Here is an 11,769-nt window from a genome sequence, read left to right on the forward strand (position 1 = left end):
ATCACCACTATCTTATCTTCTAATGACATTGAGAAATATAATGCCAAATACATTTACCTTAACCAGTCCTGAATTCAAAAACGGCGATACTGTTGATTCCTCTTATCAAAGTGATCGTGATAACCAGTCTCCTGCTTTAATTTGGGAAAATGCACCAGCTGAAACCAAAAGTTTTGCAATTCAATGCCATGATCCCGATGCCCCTACAGGAGGTGCAGGCTGGTGGCACTGGATGGCGATTAATCTGCCAAAAGACTTAACTGAACTGAAAAGAAATGCTGGTGCAAAAGGTGGGCAGAATTTACCTGCCGGAACACGTCAGCTACGTAACGATAGCGGAACTTTAGGTTATTCGGGTTTTTATCCGCCAGAAGGTCATCCGCCCCATCGTTATATTTTTACTGTTTATGCTCTGAATACTGATAAAATTGATTTACCCGAGGATGCAACTACTAGTTATACGGGTTTTGTAGTGAATAGTCATGCCATTGCCAAAGCCTCAGTAATGGTTCACTATGGCCGCTAAATTCATAATATAAATCAGGTTAAATAATATAAAAAGAGGTTGTCCAATCTTGGACAACCTCTTTTTTTAAGCTTCATTTAATCTTCAACCGGTTTTTCTTTAGAAACTTTATCAATCAAATGCGAAATACTCATACCTCGTTCAAGCGAGTCATCATAAATGAACGTCAGCTCAGGTGTACGGAATAAAGTTATTCGACGAGCCAGTTCGCTACGCAAATAACCCTTAGCATGTTCCAGTGCTTCTTCGGTTACAGCACGGGTACTGTCATCCAGCACAGTGTAATAAATAGTAGCATGACTATAATCGCGGGTTACTTCTACTTCATTAATTGTAATAAAACCAGCACGCGGATCTTTGAGACCAACACGTACAAGTTCGGCCAGTTCACGCATAATCTGCTCTTTAACACGATCCTGACGAGCATAACCACGCTGAGGTTTACGCATAATCATTCCTTTCTGTGATCAGGCCAGTAAATTCAGGCAGCCGGAAACTTCTCTGGCTGCCTGTTATACCCTAAATCATTTTAAAGCTTACGGGCAACTTCAACTACCTCAAAGACTTCCAGCTGATCACCTTCCATAATTTCATTGAAGTTTTTCAGCATCAGACCGCATTCGAAGCCTTGACGTACTTCCTTAACATCATCTTTAAAGCGTTTTAATGAAGCCAGTTCACCTGTATGTACAACCACATTATTACGGATTAACCGAACATGAGAATCACGCTTGATTAAACCATCGGTTACCATACAGCCGGCGATATTACCCACTTTTGATACGTTAATAACCTGACGAATTTCTACTGTACCAATCACATTTTCTTTTTGTTCTGGTGCTAGCATACCGCTTAAAGCTGCCTTCACATCATCAATAGCATCATAAATGATATTGTAATACCGGATCTCAATACCTTCATGTTCAGCCAGTTTACGTGCAGTGGCATCAGCACGTACATTAAAGCCGATGATTACTGCGCCCGAGGCGATAGCCAGATTCACATCAGATTCTGTCACACCACCTACACCGCTATGCAATACATCAACCCGTACTTCATTAGTAGACAGTTTACGTAAACTTCCTGCTAAGGCCTCATAAGAACCCTGAACATCTGCTTTAATAATAATCGGCAAGCTTTGCGCCTGATTTTCACCCATGTTGTTAAACATGTTTTCCAGTTTAGCGGCCTGCTGTTTAGCCAGTCGTACATCACGATATTTACCCTGACGGAACAGAGCAATTTCACGTGCTTTTTTCTCATCGGCCAGTACAATAAAATCTTCACCGGCATTAGGTACATCTGACAAGCCCAGGATTTCTACCGGGATAGACGGGCCGGCATCAGTAATGGTTTTGCCGTTCTCATCTACCATGGCACGTACGCGACCAAAAGTCGTACCGGCAAGCACAACATCACCTTTACGCAATGTACCGCTTTGTACCAGCAAGGTTGCTACCGCACCACGCCCTTTATCCAGACGTGACTCGACAACAATACCTTTAGCAGCAGAATCTACCGGAGCTTTCAGCTCCAGAACATCTGCTTCCAGCAATACTGCTTCCAGCAATGCATCAATATTGGTGCCCTGTTTGGCAGAAACATCAATAAACTGTACATCACCACCCCATGAGTCAGGGATGACTTCATGTGCTGTCAGTTCCTGACGAATACGTTCAGGATTGGCGCCTTCTTTATCAATCTTATTTACAGCCACTACTAAAGGTACTTTAGCAGCTTTAGCATGTGCAATGGCTTCAATAGTCTGAGGCATTACTCCATCATCAGCAGCCACCACCAGAATCACAATATCGGTAGCCTGCGCACCGCGGGCACGCATAGCAGTAAATGCTTCATGTCCCGGTGTATCCAGGAATGTAATCACACCGCGCGGTGTTTCCACATGATAGGCACCAATATGCTGTGTAATACCACCTGCTTCACCCTGCACAACACGGGCACGGCGAATATAGTCCAGTAAGGATGTTTTACCATGGTCTACATGCCCCATCACAGTAACCACCGGCGGACGGGGTAATTTTTCAGCCTCAGTAACGGTAGTATCTTCATCCAGAAAGGCTTCAGGATCATCAGCTGCAGCAGCCTTACCAATATGCCCCATTTCTTCTACTACAATCAGAGCAGTTTCCTGATCCAGTGACTGGTTGATGGTCACCATCATACCCATCTTCATCAGGGTTTTAATCACTTCTGCAGCCTTAACAGCCATTTTGTGTGCGAGCTCAGCAGCTGTGATGGTTTCCGGCACCAGCACTTCATGAACTACAGGTTCAGTAGGTGCCTGGAAGGCATGCTGATTCGGTTCCAGTTTAAGCTGTTTCTTACCACCTTTTTTACCACCTCGTCTGCTGCTGCGCCCCTCTTCTGAGTTAGCCGCATCTGCCGAGCGCCGGTTTTTACCACCGCGCGCTGATTTACCTTTTGGCATATCGTCTTCTCGCTGATGACGCTGCTCATCTTTTTTACGCCGGCCTGCTGATTCAGACACGTTTTCTGCTGCTTTCGGTGCATTACTGCTCACCGGTTTTTTCTCAGTTGGCTTAGCCGAACGCACTTCAGCAGTTTTCTGCTCACTAACTGCTTTACTTTCTTCCTTAGCCTGCTGTTTAGCTGCTTCGCGCCGTGCCTGACGTTCCTGTTTCTGTTTCAGTAACATTTCACGATGAGCGCGCATGGCTTCAGCACGTCTGGCTTCTTCATCACGCTGAGCCTGCTCTTCAGGACTGATAATCGGCTTAGCTGCTTCAGCCTTAAGTGCAGCCAAATCAATTTTTTTCGCATTCCGGTTACGGTTGTTGCGCTTGGATTTAGACTGCTCAGTTTTGTCTGCTGCTGGCTTTTTATCAGCAGGTACTTCTGCAGGTTGAGCTGCTGCGTTCTGTTGCTGTTTCACTTCCTGTTTTACCACTTCTGTCTGCACAGACTCCACTTTAGGTTTCTGTTCGGTTTTACTGGCCGCCGCTGCTGCTTTCAGACGCGCTGCTTCTGCAGCTGCTGCCGCAGCAGATTCTTCTCTGCGTCGCGCTTCAGCCTGCTCTTCAGCAGCCTTTCTTGCCAGTTCTTCAGCCTCAGTATCTACTGTTTTCACCGGTTCGGATTCAGGATGCGGAAGATTCTGTTTTTCTTCTGCTTGTCTGGCTTCCTGTTCTTCCGGCGGTACAGCAATACGCCGCCGCCGGCGGGTTTCAACTTCAACACCGCCAACAGTACTTTTTTCAGCTGGTTTTTTACGATTCAGTGTGATGGTACCGGCAGACTGACTACCATTAGACTGCTTTAAATAAACCAGCAACTGTTTTTTATCTGCAGCTGTCAGTTTATCCGACGCCGCCTGTTTGTGTACTCCTGCTTCGGCTAACTGTTCCAGCAACCTTGAGGTTGATAAATGCAGTTCCGAGGCAAATTGTTCTACAGTTATTTGATTACTCATTCGCGTACCCTCATACTTCGTCAAACCAGTGGGCGCGTGCTGCCATCACCACTTTCTTGGCGGTTTCCTCATCAATGCCTGTAATTTCAATCAGTTCATCTACTGACAATTCAGCCAGATCATCACGGGTCTTAATTCCTTCATTGGCCAGATCATGCAGCATTTCCTGATCAACACCTTCCAGATTTTTCAAATCTTCATCCATGTGCTCTAACTGCTCTTCAGAGGCAATGGCCAGGGTTAAAATGGCATCACGGGCACGATTACGCAATTCTTCTACAGTACTTTCATCAAAACCCTCAATTTCCAGCATTTCCTGAACAGGAACATAAGCCACTTCTTCCAGGCTGGTAAAGCCTTCCTGAACCAGTACCTCAGCTACGTTTTCATCAACACCCAGGTTGTTGATAAACAGCTCACGTACGGCTTTATCTTCAGCTTCATGGCGTTCCTGAGCCTCATCCACAGTCATAATGTTCAGCTGCCAGCCTGTTAGTTCGGCTGCCAGACGTACATTCTGTCCACCACGTCCGATTGCCAGGGCCAGCTGATCTTCTGCCACAATGACATCAACAGAATGATGATCTTCATCTATCAGAATACGAGTTACTTCTGCTGGGCTCAGCGCATTAATCACAAACTGTGCAGTTTCAGGCGACCACAGCACTACATCAATACGCTCACCTGCTAACTCTTCCGTTACTGCATTGACACGCGAACCGCGTACACCAATACAAGTACCCTGCGGATCAATACGTGCATCATTGGATTTCACCGCAATTTTGGCACGTAAACCCGGATCACGAGTTACTTCCTTGATTTCCAGCAGACCATCTTCAATTTCTGGCACTTCCATTTCAAACAGTTTTAACAGGAATTCTCGCGAAGTACGTGTCAGAATAACCTGACTGCGGTTACCAATCTGGTCTACCCGTAAAAACAAAGCCCGTACTCTGTCACCATTACGGAAGTTTTCACGCGGAATCATCTGATCTCGCGGCAACAGTGCTTCCAGACGGCCAATTTCCACGATTGCACCGTGTCGTTCCACACGTTTAATCGTACCCAGAACCAGGCTATCCTTACGCTGTAAAAATTCATTTAAAATCTGTTCACGTTCTGCATCGCGAATGCGCTGCAAAATAACCTGTTTGGCTGTCTGTGCGCCAATCCGGCCAAATTCCACATTTTCGATTGGTTCTTCGTAATACTCACCAATCTGCAGCGTAGTTCCCGGAATTTCTTCCTGAATCTCTTCAATGGTTTTTTGAATATCGGGATAGGTATAATCCTCATCAGCCACAATCAGCCAGCGGCGAAAACTGCTGTAATCGCCGGTATTGCGGTTAATCGCCACCCGCACATCCATATTTTCACGCTCAGTTTTTTTCTTTGCCGCACTGGCCAGAGCAAATTCCAGCGCGCTGAATACTACTTCTGTATCTACATTTTTTTCACTCGCCAAAGCTTCGGCCAGTAGTAAAATTTCACGACTCATTTAATTCTCCTTGTAAGCCTTTGCTTACAAAAATATGAAATTTCAATTTAAAAATCAAATTCTGGTTTTAAACGTGCTTTATCAATATTCTGCCATTCTATTAAAACCGTCTTACCGGCTGCCACAGCAGCACGTTTGGCTCGACGCGCTTCATTAATTTCTTCCAGCGTAATACTGATTAAATCGTTTTCATCAATACCATTAATCCGACCAATAAAATTCTTCTGCCCGTCTATAGGCAAACGTGTCTTAATCTTGGCCAGTTGCCCGGCAAAACGCGTAAAATCTGCCGGTTTGGTTAAAGGACGGTCTAAGCCCGGGCTGGAAATTTCCAGACGCTGATAATCCACATCCTCTACAGCCAATACCCGGCTTAAATGATTACTGACCGCAACACAATCATCCAGGGAAATACCGCTTTCCGCCTTATCAATAAAGACGCGTAAATCCCCCTGAGCAGTCAGCTCATAATTAACCAGCTCATAGCCCAGACCCGGCAAAGTTTTTTCTAAAATGCCCTGAATATCCATCTGTGCTCCATAAAAACAAAAAAATGGCCTTAGGGCCATTTCTCAATAATTCGAAAAATTTCTTTATTTTAACTCATTGTTGAAAAAAAAGAAACCACCTGCCATTATTCAAATTTAAAATTAATACCGATTAGCACAAACATATCAATTAATTGCATCATCAGCACAGTATAATCACTGTCTGAAATCAATCATAATAATTAACATTATGTAAATTTTTCATAACTAATTATGAAATAATGTCAACAATTTACCGTTTCGTTCAGATATACTGATAAATGATGTATCTGCATCATATCCAAAAGCACAAAATTAATATGAATTAGTTATAAGTCGCTATGACTAATGGATAAAAAACTAAAGAAACTCACACTTAAGGGATTGGCTAAAGTTGACGTTAAGACTAAACTGCACACCCCTATAATCACAAGAGGTAAATAAATGCGTAAACAGTTTTCTGCCAATACCGCAATGACACTGGCTGCATTGGGTATTGTTTACGGTGACATTGGTACCAGTCCTCTGTATGCCTTAAAAGAAAGCTTCCGCGCTTCTACAATCGCTCCCACAGAAACTAATGTACTGGGCTTTGTGTCTTTGATTGTATGGTCATTACTCCTGATCGTTACTCTGAAATATGTTCTATTTATTCTACGAGCCGACAATAATGGTGAAGGCGGCGTTGTTGTACTGATGCAGCAGGCAATGCAGCATCTAAAGGGTAAACCTGTATGGATTGTGATGATGATGGGGCTTACCGGCACCGCCCTTTTTTACGGTGATGCCATGATTACACCGGCCGTATCGGTTTTATCCGCTGCAGAGGGGTTAACGGTAATCAGTGAAGGCTTCCGCCCTTATGTTATGCCTATAGCATTAATTATCTTGTTTGGACTTTTTTTAATTCAAAAAAAAGGTACACACAAAATCGGTACACTGTTTGGTCCGGTTATGCTGATTTGGTTTAGCGCTATTGCACTGATAGGTCTGTATCAGATAGTTCAGGCTCCGAAAATTATTCTTGCGTTCAGCCCTTTCTATGCAATTAATTTTGCTATTAATCATGGCTGGGACGGTTTTATCGGACTTGGCTGCGTTGTACTGGCTGTAACCGGTGCAGAAGCCCTCTATGCCGATATGGGACATTTTGGCCGTAAACCAATCCAGACAGCATGGATAAAAATTGTTTTACCTAGCCTGATTATCAATTATCTGGGTCAGGGTGCCCTGATTCTGCATAATCCTAATGCAATTAATAACCCGTTTTTTCTCAGCGCACCGCACTGGCTATTGATACCATTAATTATACTGGCTACTTTTGCAACTATTATTGCCAGTCAGGCCGTTATTGCCGGAGCCTACTCACTTACCCGTCAGGCAATACAGCTTGGCTTTGCCCCGCGCATGAATATTATCCATACCAATAATGAAGAAGTTGGTCAGATTTATCTGCCGCTGGTTAACTGGCTGTTACTGGTAGCAGTCACATTAGTAGTACTGGCTTTTCACGATTCAGAACATCTGGCTTCAGCTTACGGTATTGCGGTTACGGGTACCATGGTTATTACCTCATGTCTGTTCTGTGTAGTGATGATTAAAAACTGGCGCTGGCCAATCCCGCTTGCCTTACTGCTTACTTCGGTTTTCCTGTGTTTTGATCTGGTTTTCTTCAGCAGTAACCTACTAAAACTAATTCATGGCGGCTGGTTCCCGGTAATGGTAGCCCTGATTGTGGTTACATTATTCTCAACATGGCGTCGCGGACAGGCACAATTGCTTCAGGCACAGCAAAATCAGGAATTTTCATTGGATAATTTTGTTGAAAACTTGCACGACTACCCGCCTCAGATTGTTTCCGGCAATGCAGTATTCATGGTTTCCGACCCGTTCAGCATTCCGCGAGCACTCCTGCATAATCTGAAACACAATAAAGTACTGCATAGTTATAATGTATTACTCAGCGTCAAAACCAAAGAAATACCCTATGTAGCCGATAATGACCGTATTGCCATGAAACAGATTGGTCCCCGGTTTACCAGAGTCATCGCCAATTATGGTTTTCAGGAAACAGCCAATATCACCCATATTCTGAAATTGATGGCTGAACAAGGGATTAAACTTGATACCATGGATACCTCATTTTTTCTGTCGCACGACAGCATTGTTGTTGCCGCCAAAACCAAACATGGCAATATGGGGCGGTTACGTGCACGCCTTTTCAAATGGTTATATAAAAACAGTGCTTCAGCCGGTAATTACTATCATATACCGGCTAACCGCGTCGTCGAACTCGGCGCTCAGGTCGTGATTTAACTACACAGCAATTGCAAAAGATTCATGAGAGATCCATATGAGCATTAAAATCGGCATAGTCGGAGCCACAGGTTATACTGGTGTAGAACTATTACGTTTACTGGCACAGCATCCGGAAGCTGAAATCATCACCGTTACCAGCCGCAGCACTGCCGGAACAACGCTAAGCGATTATTTTCCCAGTTTGCGTGGCATCTATGATCATTTGATTTTCCAACATCCCGATCAGGCCGACTTAAGTAAATGTGACCTAGTATTTTTTGCAACACCTAACGGTGTAGCCATGCATGAGGCTCCATTATTACTGACACAGGGAGTTAAAGTAATCGACCTGTCTGCAGATTACCGTATCAAAGATGTAGCAGTCTGGCAAAAATGGTATTCGTTTACTCATGCCAGTCCCGAATGGATCACAAAAGCTGTTTATGGTTTGGCGGAACTGAACCGTACTGCCATTACTCAGGCGCAGCTGGTAGCCAATCCGGGCTGCTATCCGACTTGCGTCAGCCTGCCTTTGTTACCTTTATTGCAGCAACAATGTCTGATTCATAACATGCCACTTATTGCCGATTGTAAATCAGGAGTATCTGGTGCTGGTCGCAAAGCAAATACCGGTAACTTGTTTGCAGAATGCAGCGATAATTTCAAAGCTTATGGTATCAGCGGACACAGACATTTACCGGAAATCAGGCAAACACTGAATCTTTTACAACCTAATTCAGGTAACAGTCTGGTGTTTGTACCTCATCTGACGCCCTTGATTCGCGGCATGCATGCCACCATATATATTCAAGTAAAAGAAGGTTGCAACCCATATCAGTTGATTGCCGATTATTATCAATCCAGCCCGTTTGTTGATGTCATGCCTGCTGGCAGCACACCTGAAACCCGCTCAGTCCGCGGAGCAAATCTCTGCCGCATCAGTATACAACCTGCGCCGCAGAATAATACCTGGATTATTCTTTCTGTAATTGATAATCTGGTAAAAGGTGCAGCCGGACAAGCTGTACAGAATATGAATATCATGTTCGGGCTTGATGAAAAAAGCGGATTAAATCTTATTCCCCTCTTGCCATAACCGGTCAGCAGGATAGACAATCAAGTATGCACATATTATTAAAAGGACTACACCATGTCAGAAACCGATATTGAAACACCGATTATCTTTACTGAAAGCTGTTGTACCAAAGTAAAAGATTTAATTGCAGAAGAAAACAATCCAGACCTGAAACTGCGCGTATTCGTAACAGGTGGGGGATGCTCAGGTTTCCAGTACGGTTTTACTTTTGATGAAATCGTTAATGATGATGATTTTGAAATCCAGAAAGATGGCTTAACATTTCTGATTGATCCAATGAGTTATCAATATCTGGTTGGTGCAGAAATCGATTATTCTGAAAGTCTGCACGGTTCACAATTTGTTATCCGCAACCCTAACGCAACTACCACCTGTGGTTGTGGCTCGTCTTTCTCTGTTTAAGTGAATCGACTATATAGCAAGATTTCTTTACTCAAACAACTGAATTAATTTTCTAAACCAGCCAAAGCAGGCTGGTTTATTTATGGGCAACAACCAGCAATAACCAAAAATTGTTCACTTTAAAACTCAATACATTAAAAATTTCACACAATATTAAAAATAATTTCTATTTACAATAAAACATAAAATAACAAAATATTAACATCATATTTTATTCAAAAGCCTATAATCATCTGGGTAGCCAAAAGCAGTAAAGGCCTTTTTTAATAACAAATTAACAAGGAGCTTTACCATGAACCATGATATAAAAAAATGCCCGGTAACCCATCTCACAACAGATCAGGGGGCGCCTGTCTCTGATAATCAGAATAGTCTTACAGCCGGACCACGCGGTCCTTTACTGGCTCAGGATTTATGGCTGAACGAAAGACTGGCCAATTTTGTCCGTGAAGTTATCCCTGAACGCCGGATGCATGCAAAAGGCTCAGGTGCATTTGGTACTTTCACAGTTACCCACGATATAACCAAATATACATGTGCCAAACTATTCAGCCAAATTGGCAAAAAAACCGAAATGTTTGTACGCTTTTCCGAAGTAGCAGCTGAACGCGGTGGCGGAGATGCTGAGCGCGATATCCGCGGCTTTGCCATGCGCTTTTATACCGAACAGGGCAATTGGGATCTGGTAGGCAATAATACACCTGTATTTTTTCTGCGTGATCCGCGTAAATTTCCAGACCTTAATAAAGCCGTCAAACGCGACCCCCGTACCAATCTGCGCAGCCCTACTTATAACTGGGACTACTGGACTTTACTGCCGGAATCATTTCATCAGGTAACCATTACCATGTCCGACAGAGGCATACCGGCCAGTTACCGGCATATGCATGGTTTCGGTTCACATACATTTAGTTTCATTAACGCTAATAAAGAACGCTTCTGGGTTAAATTTCACTTCCGCACTCAACAGGGAATTAAAAACCTTACCGATGAAGAGGCCGCCACTATCATGGGACAAGATCGCGACAGCCATCAGCGCGATCTTTACAATGCTATCGAATCCGGTAATTTTCCTAAATGGACAATGTATATCCAAATCATGCCGGAAACCGATGCTGAAAAAGTACCCTATCATCCGTTTGATTTATCTAAAGTATGGCCGCATGGCGATTATCCGCTTATCGAGGTGGGCGAATTCGAACTAAACCGCAACCCGGATAATTATTATCTTGACGTTGAACAGGCAGCTTTCGCTCCTAGTAATCTGGTGCCGGGAATCAGTGTTTCTCCTGACAAAGTTTTACAGGCACGTCTATATAATTACGCAGACGCTGCCCGCTACCGTGTAGGGGTCAATCATCATCAGATACCCGTTAATAAAGCACGCTGTCCCGTTTTCAGTAACCATCGTGATGGTACAACCCGGGTAGATGACAATTATGGAAGTCTGCCCCATTATGAGCCTAACAGCTTCCATCAATGGCAGGAACAGCCTGAATTTCGCGAACCTCCGCTTAAAATACATGGTGATGCTGATTTCTGGAATTTTCACGAAGACGATAATGACTATTTCAGCCAGCCCCGCGCCTTATTTAACTTAATGAATGATAACCAAAAGCAGGTACTATTTGAAAACACAGCACGAGCTATGGGTGATGCACCTGACTTTATCAAATACAGACATATTCGTAACTGCAATGCCTGCCATCCGGACTATGGTGCAGGCGTAGCCAAAGCACTGGGCATGACTGTAGAAGCAGCCATAGCAGCACGCAGCAGTGACCCGGCACAGGGATGCGCTGTTCTGATTTAAACTTAATCATTAATTGATAAAAATCCTTAAACAATAACGTTTAAGGATTTTTATATAGAAATATATTTCCGTTAGATAATTTATTAAAACTAAAATCTTTATTAATCCGGATTCATAAACAACTAAAACATTACAATAATTTAATCAGAAAAATGTTC

The 11,769-nt window shown here is 43.6% G+C and carries 9 protein-coding genes; 5 read left to right on the plus strand and 4 right to left on the minus strand.

Going from position 1 to position 11,769, the window contains the following annotated elements; genetic code table 11:
- Positions 1–40: 40 nt before the first annotated feature.
- Positions 41–526 carry a YbhB/YbcL family Raf kinase inhibitor-like protein gene (locus tag SALWKB2_RS07135; RefSeq protein WP_038648930.1) on the plus strand — a complete coding sequence of 162 codons (486 nt, stop codon included), beginning with the start codon at positions 41–43 and terminating at the stop codon, positions 524–526.
- Between the two features lie 77 nt (positions 527–603).
- Here the strand turns inward: SALWKB2_RS07135 and rbfA are convergent, their stop codons facing one another.
- The 4 genes from rbfA to rimP all read right to left on the minus strand — a co-directional run bounded on the left by rbfA (position 604) and on the right by rimP (position 6,005).
- Complete coding sequence (rbfA, locus tag SALWKB2_RS07140; RefSeq protein ID WP_025330989.1) at positions 604–975, minus strand: 30S ribosome-binding factor RbfA; 372 nt, start codon at positions 973–975, stop codon at positions 604–606.
- Between the two features lie 80 nt (positions 976–1,055).
- A complete protein-coding gene (infB, locus tag SALWKB2_RS07145; RefSeq protein WP_025330990.1) occupies positions 1,056–3,977 on the minus strand; it encodes a translation initiation factor IF-2 in 2,922 nt (973 codons plus the stop codon).
- Between the two features lie 10 nt (positions 3,978–3,987).
- Positions 3,988–5,475: a transcription termination factor NusA gene (nusA, locus tag SALWKB2_RS07150; protein WP_025330991.1), complete on the minus strand. Its 1,488-nt coding sequence runs from the start codon at positions 5,473–5,475 to the stop codon at positions 3,988–3,990.
- Between the two features lie 47 nt (positions 5,476–5,522).
- Positions 5,523–6,005, minus strand: coding sequence for a ribosome maturation factor RimP (gene rimP / locus SALWKB2_RS07155; RefSeq protein ID WP_025330992.1), 483 nt, complete (start codon positions 6,003–6,005; stop codon positions 5,523–5,525).
- 441 nt (positions 6,006–6,446) lie between these two features.
- Here rimP and SALWKB2_RS07160 point away from each other — a divergent pair, with 441 nt between their 5' ends.
- The 4 genes from SALWKB2_RS07160 to SALWKB2_RS07175 all read left to right on the plus strand — a co-directional run bounded on the left by SALWKB2_RS07160 (position 6,447) and on the right by SALWKB2_RS07175 (position 11,611).
- Positions 6,447–8,318: a potassium transporter Kup gene (locus SALWKB2_RS07160; protein WP_025330993.1), complete on the plus strand. Its 1,872-nt coding sequence runs from the start codon at positions 6,447–6,449 to the stop codon at positions 8,316–8,318.
- 31 nt (positions 8,319–8,349) lie between these two features.
- Positions 8,350–9,396 (plus strand): N-acetyl-gamma-glutamyl-phosphate reductase, encoded by a 1,047-nt coding sequence (gene argC, locus SALWKB2_RS07165; RefSeq protein ID WP_025330994.1) that lies wholly within the window; start codon positions 8,350–8,352, stop codon positions 9,394–9,396.
- Positions 9,397–9,450: 54 nt separating this feature from the next.
- Positions 9,451–9,798 (plus strand): iron-sulfur cluster insertion protein ErpA, encoded by a 348-nt coding sequence (gene erpA / locus SALWKB2_RS07170; RefSeq protein ID WP_025330995.1) that lies wholly within the window; start codon positions 9,451–9,453, stop codon positions 9,796–9,798.
- 292 nt (positions 9,799–10,090) lie between these two features.
- The gene (locus tag SALWKB2_RS07175) at positions 10,091–11,611 is read left to right on the plus strand and encodes a catalase (RefSeq protein WP_025330996.1); all 1,521 of its coding nucleotides are present in this window, start codon (positions 10,091–10,093) and stop codon (positions 11,609–11,611) included.
- Positions 11,612–11,769: the final 158 nt, after the last annotated feature.

The sequence above is a fragment of the Snodgrassella alvi wkB2 genome, from assembly GCF_000600005.1.
In the GTDB taxonomy this organism is placed as follows: Bacteria; Pseudomonadota; Gammaproteobacteria; order Burkholderiales; family Neisseriaceae; genus Snodgrassella; species Snodgrassella alvi.